At 63.4% G+C, this 18799-nt stretch carries 19 protein-coding genes; 12 read left to right on the top strand and 7 right to left on the bottom strand.

The features are described from left to right. The first annotated feature begins 65 nt into the window (after nucleotides 1-65). The 3 genes from AArcSt11_RS12800 to AArcSt11_RS12790 all read left to right on the top strand — a co-directional run bounded on the left by AArcSt11_RS12800 (nucleotide 66) and on the right by AArcSt11_RS12790 (nucleotide 3587). Complete coding sequence (locus AArcSt11_RS12800; RefSeq protein WP_250597596.1) at nucleotides 66-1172, top strand: aminotransferase class V-fold PLP-dependent enzyme; 1107 nt, start codon at nucleotides 66-68, stop codon at nucleotides 1170-1172. Nucleotides 1173-1240: 68 nt separating this feature from the next. Continuing rightward, nucleotides 1241-2416, top strand: a complete 1176-nt coding sequence (locus tag AArcSt11_RS12795; RefSeq protein ID WP_250597595.1) for an MFS transporter — start codon at nucleotides 1241-1243, stop codon at nucleotides 2414-2416. Between the two features lie 43 nt (nucleotides 2417-2459). Continuing rightward, on the top strand, nucleotides 2460-3587 hold the full coding sequence (locus AArcSt11_RS12790; protein ID WP_250597594.1) for a beta-alanine-activating enzyme beta-propeller domain-containing protein: 1128 nt from the start codon (nucleotides 2460-2462) through the stop codon (nucleotides 3585-3587). A gap of 21 nt (nucleotides 3588-3608) precedes the next feature. Here the strand turns inward: AArcSt11_RS12790 and AArcSt11_RS12785 are convergent, their stop codons facing one another. Then, complete coding sequence (locus AArcSt11_RS12785) at nucleotides 3609-4112, bottom strand: DUF7122 family protein (RefSeq protein ID WP_250597593.1); 504 nt, start codon at nucleotides 4110-4112, stop codon at nucleotides 3609-3611. Then, a complete protein-coding gene (locus AArcSt11_RS12780) occupies nucleotides 4109-5041 on the bottom strand; it encodes an RsmB/NOP family class I SAM-dependent RNA methyltransferase (RefSeq protein WP_250597591.1) in 933 nt (310 codons plus the stop codon). The genes AArcSt11_RS12785 and AArcSt11_RS12780 overlap by 4 nt, the downstream gene beginning before the upstream one ends. A gap of 95 nt (nucleotides 5042-5136) precedes the next feature. Between AArcSt11_RS12780 and AArcSt11_RS12775 the strand changes: the two genes are divergently transcribed. The 4 genes from AArcSt11_RS12775 (at nucleotide 5137) to AArcSt11_RS12760 (ending at nucleotide 9112) form a co-directional block, all read left to right on the top strand. Next, entirely contained in the window at nucleotides 5137-5880 is a 744-nt protein-coding gene (locus AArcSt11_RS12775; RefSeq protein WP_250597589.1) for a proteasome assembly chaperone family protein, read from the top strand. 48 nt (nucleotides 5881-5928) lie between these two features. Beyond that, nucleotides 5929-6996 (top strand): type 2 isopentenyl-diphosphate Delta-isomerase, encoded by a 1068-nt coding sequence (fni, locus tag AArcSt11_RS12770; protein WP_250597587.1) that lies wholly within the window; start codon nucleotides 5929-5931, stop codon nucleotides 6994-6996. Between the two features lie 63 nt (nucleotides 6997-7059). Continuing rightward, nucleotides 7060-8181: a pyridoxal phosphate-dependent aminotransferase gene (locus AArcSt11_RS12765; protein ID WP_250597585.1), complete on the top strand. Its 1122-nt coding sequence runs from the start codon at nucleotides 7060-7062 to the stop codon at nucleotides 8179-8181. A 79-nt stretch (nucleotides 8182-8260) separates the two neighbouring features. Beyond that, nucleotides 8261-9112, top strand: a complete 852-nt coding sequence (locus tag AArcSt11_RS12760; protein ID WP_250597583.1) for a UbiA family prenyltransferase — start codon at nucleotides 8261-8263, stop codon at nucleotides 9110-9112. A gap of 19 nt (nucleotides 9113-9131) precedes the next feature. Here AArcSt11_RS12760 and AArcSt11_RS12755 read toward each other — a convergent pair whose 3' ends face one another. The 3 genes from AArcSt11_RS12755 to AArcSt11_RS12745 form a co-directional block, all read right to left on the bottom strand. After that, nucleotides 9132-9449: a hypothetical protein gene (locus AArcSt11_RS12755; protein WP_250597581.1), complete on the bottom strand. Its 318-nt coding sequence runs from the start codon at nucleotides 9447-9449 to the stop codon at nucleotides 9132-9134. A 402-nt stretch (nucleotides 9450-9851) separates the two neighbouring features. Next, entirely contained in the window at nucleotides 9852-10076 is a 225-nt protein-coding gene (locus AArcSt11_RS12750; RefSeq protein WP_250597579.1) for a hypothetical protein, read from the bottom strand. 93 nt (nucleotides 10077-10169) lie between these two features. Then, nucleotides 10170-11348 (bottom strand): redox-regulated ATPase YchF, encoded by a 1179-nt coding sequence (locus AArcSt11_RS12745; RefSeq protein WP_250597577.1) that lies wholly within the window; start codon nucleotides 11346-11348, stop codon nucleotides 10170-10172. A 360-nt stretch (nucleotides 11349-11708) separates the two neighbouring features. On the opposite strand from AArcSt11_RS12745, the gene AArcSt11_RS12740 reads away from it, so the two are divergent. Genes AArcSt11_RS12740 through AArcSt11_RS12720 form a run of 5 tightly spaced genes read left to right on the top strand, consistent with a single transcriptional unit; the run spans nucleotide 11709 to nucleotide 17101 of the window. Next, nucleotides 11709-12173 (top strand): DUF7311 family protein, encoded by a 465-nt coding sequence (locus tag AArcSt11_RS12740; protein WP_250597575.1) that lies wholly within the window; start codon nucleotides 11709-11711, stop codon nucleotides 12171-12173. Between the two features lie 45 nt (nucleotides 12174-12218). Then, on the top strand, nucleotides 12219-12728 hold the full coding sequence (locus AArcSt11_RS12735; protein WP_250597573.1) for a DUF7283 family protein: 510 nt from the start codon (nucleotides 12219-12221) through the stop codon (nucleotides 12726-12728). Further along, nucleotides 12706-13164, top strand: a complete 459-nt coding sequence (locus AArcSt11_RS12730) for a DUF7285 family protein (RefSeq protein ID WP_250597571.1) — start codon at nucleotides 12706-12708, stop codon at nucleotides 13162-13164. Before AArcSt11_RS12735 ends, AArcSt11_RS12730 begins: the two co-directional genes overlap by 23 nt. After that, nucleotides 13161-14126, top strand: coding sequence for a DUF7284 family protein (locus AArcSt11_RS12725; RefSeq protein ID WP_250597569.1), 966 nt, complete (start codon nucleotides 13161-13163; stop codon nucleotides 14124-14126). Before AArcSt11_RS12730 ends, AArcSt11_RS12725 begins: the two co-directional genes overlap by 4 nt. Further along, nucleotides 14123-17101: a DUF7286 family protein gene (locus AArcSt11_RS12720; RefSeq protein ID WP_250597567.1), complete on the top strand. Its 2979-nt coding sequence runs from the start codon at nucleotides 14123-14125 to the stop codon at nucleotides 17099-17101. Before AArcSt11_RS12725 ends, AArcSt11_RS12720 begins: the two co-directional genes overlap by 4 nt. 13 nt (nucleotides 17102-17114) lie before the next feature. On the opposite strand, the gene AArcSt11_RS12715 is transcribed toward AArcSt11_RS12720, so the two are convergent. Beyond that, the gene (locus AArcSt11_RS12715) at nucleotides 17115-17852 is read right to left on the bottom strand and encodes a GNAT family N-acetyltransferase (protein WP_250597565.1); all 738 of its coding nucleotides are present in this window, start codon (nucleotides 17850-17852) and stop codon (nucleotides 17115-17117) included. 149 nt (nucleotides 17853-18001) lie between these two features. After that, nucleotides 18002-18544 (bottom strand): GbsR/MarR family transcriptional regulator, encoded by a 543-nt coding sequence (locus tag AArcSt11_RS12710; protein ID WP_250597563.1) that lies wholly within the window; start codon nucleotides 18542-18544, stop codon nucleotides 18002-18004. Nucleotides 18545-18799: the final 255 nt, after the last annotated feature.

The following is an 18799-nucleotide window of genomic DNA, read 5'->3' as shown; positions in this document are numbered from 1 at the left end:
CGAGTAGTACAAACTAACCGCAGACGAGCGATACAAACTAACGTGCGACAAGGAACTCACAGAGCATGAACTACGAAACCCTGCGGGCGGAGATCCCCGCCCTCGATCACGGCATCTACTTCAACACCGGCGCGGGCGGGCCAAGCCCACGGCGCGTCGTCGATGCCGTCGAATCGGCGCTCGAATCCCACGAGTACGAGACGCCGGTCAGTGAGGGGATGTACGGCCCGATGGGCGACCGACACGAGTCGACGAAAGCGGCCGTCGCCGATCTGCTGGGCGCGAGGCCGGGTGAAATCGCTCTCACCGAGAGCACCACCGACGGAATCAACCGCGTCGCGGGTGCACTCGACTGGGACAGCGAGGACGTGATCGTCAGAACTGATCTCGAACACTCCTCGGGGATTTTGCCGTGGCGAAAACTCGAACGTACCCACGACGTCGACGTGCGGGTACTCGAAACCGAGACCGGACGGCTGGATCTCGACGACGTCAGAGCGGCGGCAGAAGACGCCACTCTATTCGTCGTGAGCTCGGTCACCTGGACCCACGGAACCCGTCTTCCCATCGAGAAGATCGTCGATATCGCCCACGACGCGGGGGCGATGGTGCTGGTCGATGCTGTCCAGTCGCCGGGCCAGACGGCGGTCGATGTCGAGGACTGGGGTGCCGACTTCGTCGTCGGGGGCGCTCACAAGTGGCTGCTCGGGCCGTTCGGTGCCGGATTCCTCTACGTTCGTTCGGGCGCGGAGCGCAACCTGATCCCCTCGGCGATCGGCTACCGGAGCGTCACGGCGGCGAACGCCCACGACTACGAGTACGAACCCGGGGCGGGTCGCTTCGAGGTCGGTACGACGAGTCCCGCCCTGTACGCGGGGCTAGAGGAAGCGATCGACCTCCACCACGAGCTGGGTGTCGACGCCGTCGAGGCCCGAATCGAGAGCCTGACCGACTACTTCAAGACCGAACTCCCTGACGAGCATCTGCTGAGCCCCCGCGAATTCGAGTCCGGGTTCGTGACGATTGATCGCGAGGAGCCCGAGGAAGACGTCGAACGGCTGGCCGAGCGTGGGATCCGCGTTCGTGACCTCCCATATCCCGAGGCGCTACGGGTATCCGTCCACGCGTTTAACACCCGAGACGAGATCGACCGCCTCCTCGAAATTCTGTAAGCTGTAGACCCGCTTCGGGATAGATTCCGAAGGATACGTGTACTCAGTCTAGAAAGCGTCTATATCCGATGCGCTGGCGCTACCGTGAGACCGTCCTGGCGCTCGTCACGCTCGCCTTCTTCGTCACGATGGTGGGTCGACTGGCGATCAGTCCGGTCGTCCCCGAAATCACGACCGAGTTCGAGGTCTCGAACGCGTTCGTGGGCGCGGCGCTGACGGGCATGTGGCTCACCTACGCGTTCGCCCAGTTCCCCAGCGGGCTCCTCGCCGACCGGTACGGCGAGCGGCCGATCGTCTTGGCATCAATCGCCGGTACCGGTCTCACGTCGATCCTGGTCGTCACCGCACCGACCTTCGGCGTGTTCTTTCTCGGGACTGTTTCGCTGGGCGTGATGGCCGGGTTGCACTACTCGGTGGCGACGACCCTGCTCTCCCGTACCTACGATGACAACCTCGGTACCGCGGTCGGCGTCCACAACTCGGGCGCACCCATCGCTGGCCTCGTAACACCTGTCGTCGTCTCCTGGGTCGCAATTCGGTATGGCTGGCGACCGGCCGTTGCGATCACGGCCATCGTGGCGATTCCCGCAACCCTCCTCTTCGCCCGATACGTCCGGCCAACAGAGCCACAGCGTCCCGACCAGCGGATGCGGGGTCGCCTCGAATTGGGGCCGATCGTCGAACTCCTCTCCCGGCCGAAGATCGCGTTCACCGCCGTCATCGCCCTCGTGGCTGACTTCACGTGGCAAGGGCTTGCCTCGTTTCTCCCCACATTTTTCGCCGTCCATCGCGGCCACTCGGCGACCCTGGCGGGTGTCGTCTTCGCCGCGTACTTCGTCGTGCAGGGGATCCTGCAGATCTGGGTCGGATCGCTGGCCGACCGGTACGGCAGAGACCGGGCCATCGCGCTGTGTTTCGGAACGGCGATCCTCGGTATCGCCTTGCTCGTCGGTGTGCCCGGCCCCGCCGGACTCGTCGCCGGAATCCTCCTGCTCGGGCTCGGGATGGGCTGGGGTGCGGCAGTGTTCCCCCGGTTCATGGACAACCTCTCGGCGGACGAACAGGGTGCCGGGTTCGGGCTCGTTCGGACCGTTTACATGATCGTGGCCTCGACCGGGTCGGTCGTCGTCGGGCTGCTGGCTGACCTGTTCGGCTGGGCCGTCTCCTTCGGCGCACTGATCGGCCTGCTGGGAATCGTTCTGGTGCTCGTAGTGGCGAACATCGTCTTCGATCTGGGCTACTGAGCACGTCGAAGCGTTTACATGAAATAGCCGTCATACCCCAGCTATGCCCGCACACGGTCGCCGCCAGCTCCTCCAGCTCAGCCTCGCCGTCGGCGTTCTCGGAACCGCGTCCGGCTGTCTCGACGTCTTCGATGAGAGCGTTCCCGAACGGTGGCGGTTCGAGACGGATGATATCGTGCTTTCTTCGCCCACAGTATTCGACGAGTTGGTTCTCGTCGGCAGTCGGGATGGCTCCCTATATGCGATCGACAGCGACGATGGAACCAAGCACTGGGAGTTCGCGACCGGCGGGAGTATCCGGTCCTCACCGGCCGTCTCGAACGGATCGGCCTTTGTCGGCAGCGACGATTTCCGGATCTACGGAATCAGTATCGACGGCGGGGGCGCCCCCGGCACCGAGCGATGGTGCTTCGAGACCGGGGCAACCGTTCCATCCTCGCCAACCGTCGCCGAAGAGACAGTATTTGTCGGCAGCTACGACGGAAACGTCTATGCGATTGACGCCGAGAGCGGTGCGGAGCAATGGCGCTTCGAGACCGACGATCCGATCGAGTCCTCGCCAACTGTCGTCGATGAGCGGGTCTTCGTCGGCAGCGACGACGGACGCCTCTACGCGCTCGATTCCGAAACGGGCGAGGAGTCCTGGCAGTTCGAGACGGACGTCTCCGTGCGCTCGTCACCGACCGTCTGGGACGGACGGGTTCTGTTTGGCAGTCACGACGGAACTCTCTACGCGGTAGACGCCACAACGGGCGAGCGAGAGTGGGCGTTCCCGGTTGGAACGCAGGTCGGCTCCTCACCGACGGTCGTCGACGGGATCGTCTTCGGTGGCAGTTACGACGGCGATGTCTACGCGATCGACGTGGCGAACGGACACTTACAGTGGCTCACGGAAACCGACGACCGCGTCTACTCGTCGCCGACGGTCGCTGACGGACGGGTGTTTTTCGGAAGTGCTGACGAGCACGTCTACGCGCTTGATGCGAACGACGGTGAGGTCGCGTGGCGCTTCGAGACGGGTGGGTCAGTGCTTTCGTCGCCAACCGTGGTCGACAGCACCCTCTTTGTCGGGAGCCATGACGGGAACGTCTACGGGCTGGATATCGAGGCCGAGGGATCGAGCGCGGGGACGCGTACGGAACTGGGTACGCTTGGCCATCACGACCAGTGAGTTGAGATACTACCCGCCGATCTAGAGCTCGCGCTGTCTCCCCTTCGGCATCATCGAGCGTAACTCGCCGTAGACGTACAGGCCGACGCCGAGCGGTTCTCGCTCGCCTCCAACGTCGTGTGCCGCGATCAGATACCCCCAGTCGCCGTCCCAGTCGAGTTCCTGATCCTCGCCGGTGAGGAAGGCTTTCGCCTCGTCCTCGGCGAGTTCGATCACGTTCTTGCTCGCTTCGCGCCCGAATCGCTGGGCGGCGTCGGTCGTCGGTTTCCAGTGTTCCTGGCGAGTTCGCAGGAACGTCATTCCCAGCCCCTCGATCCGGATGGGTGAGGGGACGTCGTCGGCGAACACCCAGATCTTTCCGGCTCCTTTCTCCCAGAAGGTGTACGCCTCGAACGTCTCGCGTGGAACGTCGAAGCGCTCGTGCCACCAGTCGATCACTTCCTCGCGGGTGGCCCGCCCCTCTACTTCACGATCCGCGGCGGTCGCCGGAAGCCGGTCGAAGCGCTCGCCGACGTTCTCGGTCATTGTCCCACCTCCAGCGTTGCACAGAAAAAGCCGCCCGTATCGTTATGGTGTGGGTAGATCCGCGCTGCTTTCTCGACGCTGGGATCGAACTCCTCGTCCTCAAACTCGGTGACGCCCGGGGCGTGCTCCAGCGGAATCTCCTGGTCGACAACCCGACAGTTCTCCTTGTCGAGCACCTGATCGAGCACTCGCTCGTTCTCCTCGGGGGCGAACGTACAGGTCGAGTAGACGACGCGCCCGCCGGGTCTGGTCGCTTGCACGGCCCGCCGGAGGATTCCCTGCTGGATCCCGGCGACGCTCTCGACGTGGCCCAGTGACCACTCGTCGAAGGTGTCGGGGTTCTTTCGGATCGTCCCCTCGCAGGAACAGGGCGCGTCGACGAGCGCCCGGTCGAAGGCGTCGACACGCCGGTCGTCCGTGCCGCCCTCGCCGAAGCGCTTGAGCGAGAAGTTACGCGCATCTTGATTCGTCACAGCCATGTTCGTCACGCCGAGCCGTTCGGCGTTGAAACGGAGCGCCGAGAGTCGCCCGAGGTTGTTGTCGTTCGCCACCACGAGGCCGCGGTCGTCCATCTGCGCCGAGAGCTGGGTCGCCTTGCTGCCCGGCGCGGCGGCGGCGTCCCAGACGCGCTCGCCCGGCTGGGGATCCAGCACCTTTGCGGGTAGCGAGGAGACCTCCTCCTGCCCGTGGATCCAGCCGTGGACCGAGGGCCAGAGGGTCCCCGGCGATGACGTCTCCAGCCGGTAGATTCCTTCGGCCCAGTCAGCGGTCTCGTACCCGATATCGGCGTCGTCGAACGCCCGCTCGACCTGTGCGGGCGTCGCCTTGATGCTGTTGACTCGAACGGCGGAGGGCAGGGGGCGCTCGCAGGCCGCGGTGAACGCCTCGAAGTCGTCGATTAGCGGTCGATAGCGTTCCAGTGGTTCCATTGCCGCTCCTTTCGCCCGGGGGGCGCTTGGGGGTTTCGGAGCAGTGGCCGGAGTCGGCCCCGGTTTTACTACACTGGCCAGCGAACACACGGGACATGGGACAGATCAGAGAACACGCCGAGATCGAACTGGATTCGCCGACGCTCGTCGAGGGGATGCCCGGCATCGGGCTGGTCGGCAAGATCGCGACCGACCATCTGATCGAGGAGTTCGAGATGACCTACTACGCGAGCATCCACTGTGACGGACTCGCACCGATCGGCGTCTACGAGACGGGTGACCGCACGATCCGGCCGCCGGTCCGGCTCTATGCGGACGCGGAGACCGATCTGGTCGCACTGCGAAGCGATGTCCCGGTCGCGGTCGACGCAACCTCCGAGTTCGCGGCATGTCTGACCGGCTGGCTCGACGCCAACGATGTCGATCCGCTGTATCTGAGCGGCTTCCCGGCCGAAAAGAGCGATGTCCCACCCGAACTATTCGGCGTGGCGACGAGCGAGGTGACTGCCGATCGGCTTGACGACCACGATGTCGGTCGGCCCGACGAAAACGGTGCGATCGCCGGTCCCGCCGGTGCACTGCTCAACCGTGCAGCACAGGCCAACCTTGACGCCACTGCGCTGGTCGTCGAAAGTGACCCACGGTTTCCCGACCCCGAAGCGGCCCGGATCCTGATCAATCAAGGGATCGAGCCGCTGGCAGCAGTCACGGTGGACGTAGACGGACTGGTCGAGCAGGCCGACTCGATCCGAGAGCAGAAAGAACAGCTCGCCCAGCGGATGCAAGAAGCCGATACGCAGGAGAGTTCGCAGGCCCAGCGAATCCAGATGTTCCAGTAGGGCGATCGACCAACACGCTTTTGCGAGATACGCTCGGATTCTTTCGTAATGTCGGAGCCGTCGGAAACTGAAGACCGGAAAGACGATCACGTTCGGATCATCAGAGAAGAGGACGTCGAGACCTCCGGGACGGGCTTTGCGGACGTTCGACTCGTCCACGAAGCGCTTCCCGAACTCCACTACGACGAGATCGATACGTCCATCGAGTTCCTCGGACGTCAGCTCGACGCGCCGATCGTCATCGAGAGCATGACCGGCGGCCACCCGAACACGACCGAAATCAACCGCGCGCTGGCGGCCGCGGCTGCAGAGACGGGGATCGCGATGGGTGTGGGGAGCCAGCGGGCCGGGCTGGAACTCGACGACGAGGACCTGCTGGAGTCCTACACCGTCGTCCGCGAGGCAGGTCCCGACGCGTTCGTGTACGGGAATCTTGGCGCGGCACAGCTCCGAGAGTACGACCCTGGCACCGTCGAACGCGCGGTCGAGATGATCGACGCGGACGCGCTCGCGGTGCATCTGAACTATCTCCAGGAAGCCGTTCAGCCGGAGGGTGATGTCGATGCACGGGATAGCCTGGCAGCGATCGAACGCGTTGCCGAGGGATTGTCGGTGCCGGTGCTCGTCAAGGAGACGGGGAACGGGATCTCTCAGGAGACGGCGGGGCGGCTCGCCGATGCCGGAGTTGATGCGATCGACGTTGCCGGAAAGGGCGGTACGACCTGGTCCGGCATCGAGGCCTACCGTGCGGCAGCCGTCAATGAGCGGCGTCACGAGCAGGTCGGTCGGCTGTTCCGTGACTGGGGAATCCCGACCGCCGCGAGCACGATCGAGTGCGTTCGCGAGCACGACTGCGTGGTCGCCAGCGGCGGCGTCCGCACCGGCCGGGACATCGCGAAAGCCATCGCGCTGGGCGCGCGAGCCGGGGGGCTGGCGAAGCCGTTCCTCGAACCCGCGATCGATGGCCCCGAGGCGGTTGTCGACATGATCGAGGGGATCGAAGCCGAGCTCAGAACGGCGATGTTCGTCACCGGTTCGGGTTCCGTTGAGGCACTTCAGAACGCCGAATACGTGATCGGCGGCGCGACTGCTGAATACGTCGAGGAGCGCCGATAAAGTGCGTCGTGTTCTCGACCCGCAACATCAACAGTTAACCCCGGCGGGCCCCGCCTCACTGGTATGACAGAGTTTGCAGCACGGGTCGAAGGGATCTCTATCAGCGGTATTCGTGAAGTGTTCGAGGCGGCGGGCGAGGACGCGATTAACCTCGGGCTGGGTCAGCCGGATTTTCCGACTCCCGACCACGCGCGGTCGGCCGCTGTCGAGGCGATCCAGTCGGGCAAAGCCGACGCCTACACCTCGAACAAGGGGACCGAGAGCCTTCGCGAGGCGATCAGCACCGCCTACGACCGCGATCACGGCATCGACGTCGATCCAGGGAACGTCATCGCAACCACGGGCGGGAGCGAAGCCCTCCATCTCGCGGTCGAAGCCCACGTCGATCCGGGTCAGGAAGTGATCTTCCCGGATCCTGGCTTCGTTTCCTACGACGCACTCACGCGATTGGCCGACGGCGTCCCGACGCCGGTCCCGCTGCGCGAGGATCTGACCCTCGATCCGGCGACCGTCGAAGAGGCCATCACTGAAGACACTGCAGCATTCGTCGTCAACAGCCCGGCCAATCCGACCGGTGCGGTCCAGAGCGAGGCCGACATCCGCGAGTTCGCCCGGATCGCCGACGAGCACGACGTGCTCTGTATCTCCGATGAGGTCTACGAGCACATCGTCTTCGAGGGGGAACACCACTCGCCGATCGAGTACGCCGAGAGCGACAACGTGGTCGTCGTCGGAGCGTGCTCGAAGACCTACTCGATGACCGGCTGGCGACTCGGCTGGGTTACAGGATCCAACCGCCGCGTCGAGCGGATGCTCCGCGTCCACCAGTACATGCAGGCCTGTGCGAGCGCCCCCGCACAGTACGCGGCCGAGGCCGCCCTGACTGGCCCCAGAGAGCCCGTCGAGGAGATGGTCACTGCCTTCGAGGAGCGCCGCGACGTCGTCCTCGACGGGCTCGAAGACGCTGGTCTGGAGGTCCCCCGACCCAGCGGCGCGTTCTACGTCATGCCGAAAGTGCCCGATGGCTGGGTCGACGAACTGATCGATAGCGGCGTCGTCGCGGTGCCCGGTGACGCCTTCGGCGCGAACGGCGCGGGCTACGCACGGCTCTCCTACGCGACCGGCATGGAGGAACTGAAAGAAGCGCTAGAGATCATCGGAGACGTGACGGCGCGAGTTCAGTAGCCAGGGAGCGATCCACGCCCCAGCTGTGATCGGGTTGTCGTGCGCTGCATATATGACAACTCCCCACATACTGTGGTGCATGTCGGTTGCACGCCACGACGCCGGACTGGGTGCCGATCTGCGCGCCCTGCTCTCCCAGGTCCACCCCGTGTTCATGCTCCCGCCGGTCGCCGCCTCGCTGTTCGGCGGCGTCCTCGCCGGTGCGTTCGATCCCCGGCTTGCCGGGATTCACGCCCTGGCGATTTTTGCCGCGGTGTACACCGCCCACGTCAAGGATGGCTACGTCGACTTCTACAGCCGTGGCGAGGACGACGACCACCCCATGTCCGAATGGGGCTGTCGCGCCGCACTGGTCGGCTCGACGACGATATTTTTCGCCTGTCTGGTCGCCCTCGCCCTGCTCGTCGACGCCGTCGCCGCGCTCGTCACCCTGCCGTGCTGGCTGATCGGCTACCACCACGCCCCCCAACTGGACACGAATCCGATCACCACGACGACCGGCTACCCCGCCGGGATCGCCCTCGCCCTCGTTGGCGGGTTCTACGTACAGGCAACGATGTTTGCACCGGTCGCGCTCGCCTTCGGTGCAGTCTTTCTCGTCCTCCTCTCGGGCGTCAAGGTCATCGACGACATGCAGGATTACGAGTACGATCTGTCGATCGAGAAACGCACCGTCGCCGTCTCGCTCGGCCCCGATCGCGCGATGTCGCTTGCCTACGGGCTGATGCTCACCGCACTCGTGCTCGTGCTTGCCCTCGCGGCGCTCGGCCCGTTCCCGCCGAGTTCCGTTATTGCTGTGCTGGCCTTCGCCGTCGTCGCCGGATTTGCGCGGCGTGCCGACCCCGAAATTGCCACCATGTTGCTCGTTCGGGGTTGCTACGTCTTTCTTGCCGTGCTGGTCGCCGCGGTATGGTGGCAGCCGCTTGTCTGAGATCTACTGCGATTCTCGGTCACGACCCGTCCAGTGGCGTCGTCCACCCCTCGATACTCCCTGAAAGAATCACGAACAGTATCGTATACAATGCCAACGCCGCTACAGCACCGGCGACCGCACTCGACAACGCAGAAAGCGACGGCTCCAGTGCAAACACCGCGCCCCACATAGCAAGTGCGAAGACCACGATTGCGACCGCACGCCCTGTCTCTCCGATACCTCTGAACCAGTTCCCGATCCGGGCACCGGCGGACGACTGTGCGACCGGTCCGAGACCGATCGCTGCCGTCACGAATCCGGCGACGAGCCACGACGGCAAAACCGGCCGTTGCATCGGAATCATTGTCAGAACCGACAGGACGCCGAATCCAGCCGACCCAACCTCTGACCACGTTGGAGGACGATCGGGGAACCAGTCTATGAGGGCCATCTCTCGGCTAGTTGTTGACCTCACTGCAGTATAAAGTATTGCTGACAGCTGTTTCGGTGAGAGTCCGGACTGCCGACATACGGGGGCGTCACATTGTACATAATATCACATTGTATACAACGTTACATTGTGACATCAGAACTGAACTGACTCGATGGCCACCAGTCTACGGTTCGCGGTCGAGCGTTTCCTCTATCTGCTCGACCGTTCGGCGCAAGCTCTGAGCGATCCGTAGCCATAGAGAGACTGGAGCGTCGATCCGATTGGAACTAGCTGTCGCTGCGAGGGCTCGGGGAGTCCGGACTGTTACTGTTCATCGCGATCGAATCTGTCGAGGCGTCGTTCCAGCTGATTCACCGACTCCTGTAACTCGCGGAGCGTCCTGAGGATCCGCACGAGCAGGTAGAGCACGGCGAGGACGACAACCGGGAGTACCAGCCAGAGCACCCACGAGGCGGCTGCGGCGAGCACGGCTACTGCGGGCAGGGAGATCAACGCGATCAGTCCGAGGACGGCTTCCGCAGTGGACATACCCGACGGCGGCTTCCCGTCGGAAGAGGGAAAACTGCTCATCGGACCGTCGTTCACGTCCCGATGAAATAAAATCTGGGCCAGGCGGCTGGCTCAGTTCGTGCTCACGATCTTGATGACGTCGCCCTCCTCCAGTTCGTAGCCCTCGCCGACCTCACGGCTGGTTTTCGCGTTGACGGCGTGGAGATAGCCGTCCCCGATATCGGAGTGGACGGCGTAAGCCAGGTCGACCGGCGTCGAGCCCCGCGGGAGCAGGAAGGCGTCGGGGAGGACGTTGCCCGTCGCGTCGGTCCACTTGCTGGCGTCCTGCACGGGGTAAGCGGTGATCCGATCGAGCAGGTCATACACCGCGTAGTCGAGCGCGCCCTGCACGCCGGTGCCGTCCCAGCGGTCCATCGCGCCGCGCAGGCCATCCAGGGCAGCGCGTTGCTCGTCGCTGACGCCCTCACCGATCGCGAACTCGGCGTCGCCGGGATCGTAGTCGACCAGCCCGGCGTCGGCGGCGTTGCGCAGGGCGAGTTCGCCCTCCGCCGTGGTGGGAATAACGGGCTTGTCCAGTTCGAGCAGTTTCTCGACGTTTTCCTCGGGGGCGACGTCGATCTTGTTCGCCGTGACGATGATCGGCTTCGTGCGCTCGCGGACATCCCGTGCCAGCGCCTCGCGGTGCTCGTCGGTCCAGTCCGCCGGGTTCTCGGGGTACTCGACCTCGCGCAGGCTGGCCGCGACCTCCGCCTCGGTCGCGCCGAAGCCGGTGAGCATTTCCGCGAGCGCCTCGTCGATGTCGAAGCCCGGCGAGCGGGACTGGCGCTCGACGGTCTCCCAGTTGCGGTCCACGATACTCGCCAGCCAGAGATCCATCTCCTCCTCGATAAAGTCGATGTCCTCGATCGGATCGTGGCTGCCGGTCTCGACCGGTTCACCCTTCGCGTTCGTCCCGCCCGAAGCGTCGACGACGTTGATGATCGCGTCGGCGTTCGTCAGTTCGTCAAGGAACTGATTGCCCAGCCCCTTCCCCTCGTGTGCACCCGGAACGAGGCCAGCGACGTCCAGCAGTTCGATCGGGACGTAGCGTTTCCCGTCGTGGCAGTTCTGGTTACCACACCGCTCTTCGCGGGTGAGGCAGGGACACTCGGTGCGTGCGTGTGTGACGCCGCGGTTCGCGTCGATTGTCGTGAACGGGTAGTTGGCGACGTCGACGTCCGCGCGCGTCGCCGCGGTGTAGAACGTGGACTTGCCGGCGTTTGGCTTCCCGGCAAGCGCGATCGAGAGCATAGGAGCCTTTCTCGGGTCGGGGAAAACTGCCTTTCGGTTCTCGGAGTCGGTGGTTGGGTTCGTGATGACCGTACGTCTCCTGCCAGCCTGAAAGCCCCCGCCACGCTCGCCCCCTCTGCGGCCGTGCGCGCTTCGGCTCACTACGCTCGCCTGCAGTGCTGGCGGGCCGCGGACGCGTCGACCGCGACGGCCCCTTTCGATCCACCCACACAGCCTCGTCCTCCCCAGCCTCGCCGCTTCACTGCGTTCTGCGGCGTCCCTCACGCAGTTTCGGCTGGCGGCAAGCGCCAGCCAGCGCGCGCCACCGCAACCGCCGGGTCGGGCCACAGGTTCAAGAGCGATCCCGCGGCCAGTCCCACCATGATTCGCGTCGTGCTCGCGGTCCTGTTGACCGCCACGCTGCTCGCTATCGCGGTCCCGGCGATCGACCGCGGGGGTGTTACCAACACCGAGGGTGTGCTCGACCGGGAGGCCGCCGAAATCGAAACCGCTGCCACCTCGCTCGTTGACGACGAGGACCCGCCACCTGCCGGGGTCGACGGCGCACGGCGAAGCCTGACCCTGACACTTCCGGCGGACTCGTTCACGACCGCACCGGTAGATCGGTTCGAGATCCACCGGGTGGATGACGATCGCTCCGTGATCCGCTACGCGGTTGAAGGAGGACACACGCACGCGATGCATGTCGACGCACCGATCGTCGATGCCGCCGATCCGGGTAGCGACACGATCGCACTTCAGGGGACCGGCGAGCGAAGCCTCGTGCTGAGTCTCACACGCGACCGTGCAGGCGGAAAGCCGATCGTCGAGCTCTCTCGACGGTGATCCCCGCCCGACGGTTTAAGTACCAGAACGCGGCGATCTGGGGCCATGGACACCGAAGCACCGGTCGATGCCTGGTATGTCTGGCTCGGCGTCGCGGCGGTCAGTATTGGGCTCGCCGGACTCGCCTTGAGCATCCCGTCGACACCACCACCGGACGCTACCACAGCGGCGAACACGATCGAGGAGACGGCAGCCAGCCCTGCCGAGGCGACAGGTGAGTACGACCACGATGGGACCGAAGCGCGGATCGGCGAGCGACGTCTCTGGCTCCGAGCGGACGGAACCCAGAGTACGGCCCGAATTGCGTACGGCCGGATGGTACCGGCAAGCGGTGACGAGCAGTTGCGAGCCGTCCTCGATGGCGACGATGCCACCTCCGTTTACGATCACAACGCCGACCGCGACGCGTGGGCCGCCTTCCATGGGGATGTCGAGGACGCACGCGACCGGGCACAAGATCCGGAGTGGCGACCTGCCGACGGAACAGTGCGCGTCCGGACGGTTGCGTACCCAACATCCGGAGGTGAAAAGCGTGCCACGCTCGTGGCGGCCTGACGAGTGCGGGCAGACCGAGCCGATTCCCGCGCTCGTTGCGGTCGCTGCCGTCTGTCTCGGCGTGAGCCTGTACGCGGGCTACGCCGCCAACGCCCTCCCGGGCACGAGCGACCGGGCCGTCGAGGAGACCACCCTCGATACGGTCTGGACTGACCTCGGCGATGATGGACTCTACGACCCGAACGCCGATGCGCTGGAAACGCTCTCCAGCGAGACGCTGCCGGACGGCTATCACGTCCGCGTCACCATCTCGGTCGAGGACGTACGAGGTGAGCAACGCATCGTCGATCGCGTGCGGATCGATGCACACGGCGATGACGATCCCGGCTTGCCCCCGGATGGTGCCCGGACTGCGAGCCGGTCGATTCCCGTGATCGATGAAGAGCTCCCTGGTGACGTCGACGTCGGCACGCTCAGCGTGGAGGTCTGGGAGTGACCCGACACCGGCGCGGCGTCAGTACTGTTGTCGACGTCACGCTCTGTCTGGCGCTGGTCAGCGCTGCGGTGCTGACGATCGCGCTCGTCGCCGAACCGGGCACTGATGACCCTGCACCCGACCGGGCCGAACGGACAGCAGAACTGCTGGGCGCGACGACCACCTCGGTGGAGTACTCGATGTCGCCGATACGAGCTGACGACGAGTTCGACGCCGATCCGATCGACACGGAAAGCGCGTACGAGCGCACGGACCACGGTCCCGTCGCCGGATTGCTGGCGTCGGCCGCAGTGACGAACACAGAAATCGGCGAGACGCAGCTCTCCCGTGCTGGTGAAGAGTACGAGGTGCGCCTCGACGGAGTGGTCTCCGAAACGACCACTGAAATCGACGGAAACGCCAACGTCACTGCGGTCTGGGCCCCCTACGAGGGATCGTCGATCCGCGGCGAGGCGACGGCTGGCCCGGCCCCACCACCGGACGCCGATGTCAGCAGCGCCACGATGACCGTTGCCTCAGGAATCGACCAGCCGACAGAGTCCGAGTTGCGCGAGGCCTACGAAGAGGACTACGAGACGCTTGCTGTGATCGTTTCGGGGACAGTTATCGATGGGATATTCCCACCCGAGGCGACACAGCTCGCGCTCGAACGCCAGGGTATCGAACGCCAGCTCGTCGCGTACCGCTACGAGCGGATGGTCGGATCGCTCGATACGGTCGACGGCTACGACATCGACGACGAGAGGAGCCGCTCGGATGCCGACGCGCTTGCGGCGAACGACGAGTTAGCGGACGGGCTTGCCGACGACATCGTCGCCGAGGAACTTTCGGATGCGCTCGGCGACGAGCTCGATACGTCGGCCGAGACGAACCACAGCGACGCTGAACGCGTGGCACGGGCAACCGACGAGCTACTCTCCACGGGCGAGGTTCGGATCGTCGTGAGGACGTGGGATCCATGAGTCGGCGACGGTCCGTGTCGATTCGCGTCGACGACCGCGCACGTGTCCCCTTCGCGATGATCGGCGTTCTGTTGCTCGTCAGTAGCGTCGGGGTCGTCGCCACGCTGGAGACGAGACCCGAACCGACGGTCGACGACGATTCGACGGTTGCACTCGACCGAACTGTGGCGGCGTCACAGACAGCTGTTCGGGCTGCCGCCGTCGATGCGACGGAAAACGCGGCACGGTCGCCGGTTACGGAACCGGATCCGAACAGTACTGTGGGTGCAGCGATCGCAGACCGGGAGGACGACCCCCTCGATGCCTATCTGGCGCTCCTGGTCTATCTGGAGACCGAACAGCGACTGGAGCATACGGGGCAGGACTTCGGGGGCGAAACGAGCACCACTGCATCGCTCCAATCGGTCGAACCGACAACCGAGAGCGTCGAGGCTGCGCTCGACCGTGTCGAGATAGCGACGCCGAGCGACCCCGGGGTCGAAAACGGGACGATACGAATCACCGTCGAGGACGTCGCCTTCGAGGCAGAGCGGGGTGGAACGACAGTTGCGGACCGCCAGGAGGATCTGACTGTTACGATTGCTTCACCACTGTATGAACTCCACGAACGGACCAAAGAGTACGAATCCCGGTTGAATACAGGTATCTTCGACGAGGGGACGGGTTACGATGGACTCGGACGCCGACTCGCAGCGCGGCTCTATCCGGTGTCCTATCTCAAGATCGCACACAAGTACCGGAGCCCCGGGGACTTCGAGAATGTCACGCCGAACGACCACACCGAGGTCCTGGCCAATCACGCGGCGTTCTCGGTGCAGGAGTCGACGTTCGGGACGACCGACCCGCACGGCGAGCGAACGATGCGCGGCGCATGGGCGTGTATGGGTGCCGACATCGGCGAGGAGTTGCTTGACACCGACCAGAATACGGATGACAGCTATGACGCGGAACAGCTCTGTGAGGATATAGAGTACATTTACGGCGATCACGAAGGGGAGCTACCTGATGCACCTACACTGACCGAACTCGCAGAAGACGAAATCATCGATTCGGAGTTCGCCGAGGAGACCGTCGACATCCCTATCGACGAGCTGGCCGATCTTGCGTATTACGACGTTGTCGGCGAGGAGTTCAACTGGGACGAAGACGATCCGATGACCGAGGACGCCTTCGAGGATATCGAGGAAGTTAACTCGGAGGATACGCCGGACTCCCTCGATACGTTGATTGATACCGCAAGCGGGGAGGTACCGGACGTCGTCGACTCGGTGTATAGCGCGTCGGTGCGTGCCGAGGACGATATCGAAACGAGCGGCGAACTGCCGACCGCCGATCCGCCGGATCGTGTCGCGAGCGATTCGGGGAACTGGACCGAGGTTCACGACGATCGAAAGACGATCGTCAACGACAGCGATACGACGGTAAATAGCCGGACCCTCTGGCGTGACGACACGGCACAGAGTCGTCCGCTGTACAGCTACGAGATCATACTCACAAACGAGTACGAACAGACGCGTACGTGGGAACGGGAGATCGACGCGGCGAACGGAACGGATGGAAACAGCACGACGAACGGAACAGACGGGGACGCCACAACCAACCGAACCGAGTCAGTTACGAGTGTGGACCATTCGACGAAGCGTTTCGAGGTGGCAATCGATATTGACGGAAGACATAGCCATGGTGCGGCGGTCGACAGCGCCGGATACGATCCGGAGGTCGAGTACGCGTTTCGACCCGGCGGATCGACACGACCAGGCCCTGATCGTCAACGTGTTGGGAACTTCGAGGCTCTCCCTGAACGTGCTGTACGGGAAGTGTTTGACACGAGTATCGATCCGGAAGAGATCGACGACCAGCTCGAATCGCGGGTTCAACCACGACAGGTCTACGATAGTGAGCAACTGGTTTCGATGCTCGACTACGAGGACGACAGCTGGCTCGATGTCACGGTAGAGCCGGACGATGAGGACTCCCTCGAAGCATGGCTAGAAGCCGAGGTAGACGACGTGCGCGGGGATGTCAGAGCGGAGGTCGGCCCGCTCGAAGTCGAACGACACGAACTGATCACGGCGGACAACAGTCCGATCAAAGGGTACGTCGAGGAACTCCGACACCGTCAGGACGATATCGTGTTCGACGGAGACCACGACAGCTACGAGAACGCGCCCGCGAAGGCGAGAGCCGAACTGCGTCTGGCGTATATCGAGAGTCTGATCGACGCAATCGAGGCTGTGGGTGATAGCCACGAAGATCTTCGGGATGGGATCGAAGACAATATCGGTGACCAACTTGGCGAGGACGCGAGCGCAGTGAACAACGTACTCGACACGTCGCTGGGTATTGGGCAAGACGCGCTGAACGGCGATATCGAGGAGAACGCTGGCTCGCTCGATAGCTCACCGCTGACGGAGGAGGTGGGATTCACTGTTCGTGGTGCACCAACGTACCTCTCGGTCGAACCGGTCGAACGCGAGGAGGTCGCGGCCGTCCGGCCCGCCGGTGCGCCCCCGCTCGATACAGCGGGGACGACACATGCCCCGATGAGTGCACGCTACGGGAACTGGATCAGCTATCCAGGTGTTCCGGTGATTCCGTTTCCGAGCTTCTGGTATGCGTCGTTCAGCGTCTGGGATGTCGAAGTGAGCGGCGAGTACGCCCGGTTCGAGGTCAGTGCGGCCGACGGCGCTCCCGATTCACCAGCCGGGACGACGTACATCCGGGAGGACAGGAGCGTTCACCTGGAGCTTGACGGCGAACGTGCACGGATCGGAAGTGTCGAGCCGATACGGTTCGACAGTCGAACCGTGATCGTCGGGGTCGTCCCCGGCGGCTCCCCCGGAGTCGGTGATACCGGTACGTGGTTCGACTGTACTGACGCGTGGGATACGACCGGCCCTGGCATCGATTCCGCCGAAAACGGACGCAACTGTCCTGGTAATACAGAGACAGATCGATCGGAGAACGGAGAGTGATTGCGAAGTAGTATCACAGTTCGATGCCGAGCATCACTTCGTCGATATACTCGCCGTCGATCTTGTAGTGTCCTTCCCTGATCGCTTCCACTTCCCAGCCGTTGTTTTCCAGGAACTCGACCGCTGCGTGGTTGCTTGCAGGGATGCTCTGATAGACTTTTTCGTACTCGTGAGTTCCAGCCCAGTCCAGTCCACGCTCGAGCAGATGGTTTCCGATCCCCTGATCACGGTACTCTTCGAGTACGCCGAGCGTCAACTCCGCGGTGTGTCGCAGCTTAGCGATTTCAGGGGCGCTGAGATGGACCCAGCCGATGACCTCCTCGTCGACGGTTGCAACGAAGAACATCCGCGATTCGACATCATTGTGCCGAAGCAATGCCTCGTCCCGATCGATTTCGCGGGCAACGGTTTCCGCAACGATATGAATGCCTGGCGCTGCAACGGATTTGATCAGGCCGACGATACCGGCAAGGTCTTCCTGACGTGCCGGTCTGATGGTACACTCGACACCTTCTTCTGTCACCCGTGTTTCCCCGCCCGCGCTGACGGCGACGCGCAGATCTCCGTTTTCCGTCTGTGCTAACACACCGTTGCGTCGGAGAATGGAAATGTGGTGGCGGAACCCCCGACTATCCGACGGAAATAGCTCCGAGCGGACCGTTTGCGGATCGACGGTTCCCTGTCGTTCGACGAACTCGTAGATTCGCTGTCTGTCCCGGTGGTCGAACGACACTGGATTGGATGAAGCCATATCTAGAAGGATAGGATGTGCCAATATTTACTACTTTTCCAAATACTGGTTCCCGAAACGGCGCAATCGTCCGCCAATCGATGTAACAATGACAACTGACGTCCGGGTTCAATACTTCGTCAGTGCCCGCTGTCAGATAGTGATCGCCATCATGGCAATCCACCGTCAGTGGAGCCACTGGAATCGATAGTCTGTTCCAGAGCGTCAATCAGCTCCTCTGGATCAGCATTTTCGAGGACCGCAAGCATCGTGGCCATCTGTTCGTAGGTCGCCTGGAGGTTCTTGACCCGATCGAGATCCGCCGTTCCGCCGTCAACCGACTCCAGTTGTTCTTCGGCGTTCGCTAGCGCGCGCTGCATCAGATCGATTTCCCGTCTGCCGGACTCTACGGCGATGCGGTTGAACGCTGTCCAGAGGTCCCGTTCTGCCTCGAAGTACGCACGCCGACCACCGGCGGGCCGGCTCGTCTGTCGCGCGAGATACAGCGTCTCAAGCGTATGGACGGCGTCGCTTGCAGTCGACTTTGCATACCCGCTTCGTTCGGCAAGGGAGTCCAGCGAGAGCGCGCCGTCGGCGAAATAGAGCACGCCGTAGACCTGTCCAACACTTCGTGGCAGTCCATACTCCGCAGCAATCGCTTCCATCGCAGTGATGACCTCCTCGCGGGCCGCCAGAATCTCCTCACTAACCATATTCATCCTTCGAACCGAAACAATAAAAACCGTTTGTTCGGTACGTTCGGCACATTCCGAATGCTGATTCCAATGAAGTAGTTGATTATCGCTTGGATTGCCATGGTCTCGAACGCCGGTAGACGTGGCATTACCCCCCCCCAAAACTAATATACGGAAAATTATATGATGTAGTCAGTCGCTACAGCTCCCCATGTAACTCGTCGGCCCTCGGGTTCCAATCCGAATAGCCGTTTATGAGGGAGTCATAGAACG

The sequence above is a fragment of the Natranaeroarchaeum aerophilus genome, assembly GCF_023638055.1.
GTDB classification, from domain to species: Archaea; Halobacteriota; Halobacteria; order Halobacteriales; family Natronoarchaeaceae; genus Natranaeroarchaeum; species Natranaeroarchaeum aerophilum.
Note: the sequence above shows the minus strand (reverse complement) of the source record. Positions and strands in the feature narration are given on the sequence as shown.

Coding starts and splice junctions, on each gene's coding strand:
- AArcSt11_RS12755 (WP_250597581.1), bottom strand. CDS start 9,449: ATGCAACGGCCGGTTTTGCCGTCGTGGCTCGTCGCCGGATTCGTGACG.
- fni (WP_250597587.1), top strand. CDS start 5,929: ATGTCGGAGCCGTCGGAAACTGAAGACCGGAAAGACGATCACGTTCGG.
- AArcSt11_RS12750 (WP_250597579.1), bottom strand. CDS start 10,076: ATGTCCACTGCGGAAGCCGTCCTCGGACTGATCGCGTTGATCTCCCTG.
- AArcSt11_RS12760 (WP_250597583.1), top strand. CDS start 8,261: ATGTCGGTTGCACGCCACGACGCCGGACTGGGTGCCGATCTGCGCGCC.
- AArcSt11_RS12735 (WP_250597573.1), top strand. CDS start 12,219: ATGGACACCGAAGCACCGGTCGATGCCTGGTATGTCTGGCTCGGCGTC.
- AArcSt11_RS12710 (WP_250597563.1), bottom strand. CDS start 18,544: ATGGTTAGTGAGGAGATTCTGGCGGCCCGCGAGGAGGTCATCACTGCG.
- AArcSt11_RS12715 (WP_250597565.1), bottom strand. CDS start 17,852: ATGGCTTCATCCAATCCAGTGTCGTTCGACCACCGGGACAGACAGCGA.
- AArcSt11_RS12765 (WP_250597585.1), top strand. CDS start 7,060: ATGACAGAGTTTGCAGCACGGGTCGAAGGGATCTCTATCAGCGGTATT.
- AArcSt11_RS12785 (WP_250597593.1), bottom strand. CDS start 4,112: ATGACCGAGAACGTCGGCGAGCGCTTCGACCGGCTTCCGGCGACCGCC.
- AArcSt11_RS12800 (WP_250597596.1), top strand. CDS start 66: ATGAACTACGAAACCCTGCGGGCGGAGATCCCCGCCCTCGATCACGGC.
- AArcSt11_RS12780 (WP_250597591.1), bottom strand. CDS start 5,041: ATGGAACCACTGGAACGCTATCGACCGCTAATCGACGACTTCGAGGCG.
- AArcSt11_RS12745 (WP_250597577.1), bottom strand. CDS start 11,348: ATGCTCTCGATCGCGCTTGCCGGGAAGCCAAACGCCGGCAAGTCCACG.
- AArcSt11_RS12795 (WP_250597595.1), top strand. CDS start 1,241: ATGCGCTGGCGCTACCGTGAGACCGTCCTGGCGCTCGTCACGCTCGCC.
- AArcSt11_RS12790 (WP_250597594.1), top strand. CDS start 2,460: ATGCCCGCACACGGTCGCCGCCAGCTCCTCCAGCTCAGCCTCGCCGTC.
- AArcSt11_RS12720 (WP_250597567.1), top strand. CDS start 14,123: ATGAGTCGGCGACGGTCCGTGTCGATTCGCGTCGACGACCGCGCACGT.
- AArcSt11_RS12775 (WP_250597589.1), top strand. CDS start 5,137: ATGGGACAGATCAGAGAACACGCCGAGATCGAACTGGATTCGCCGACG.
- AArcSt11_RS12740 (WP_250597575.1), top strand. CDS start 11,709: ATGATTCGCGTCGTGCTCGCGGTCCTGTTGACCGCCACGCTGCTCGCT.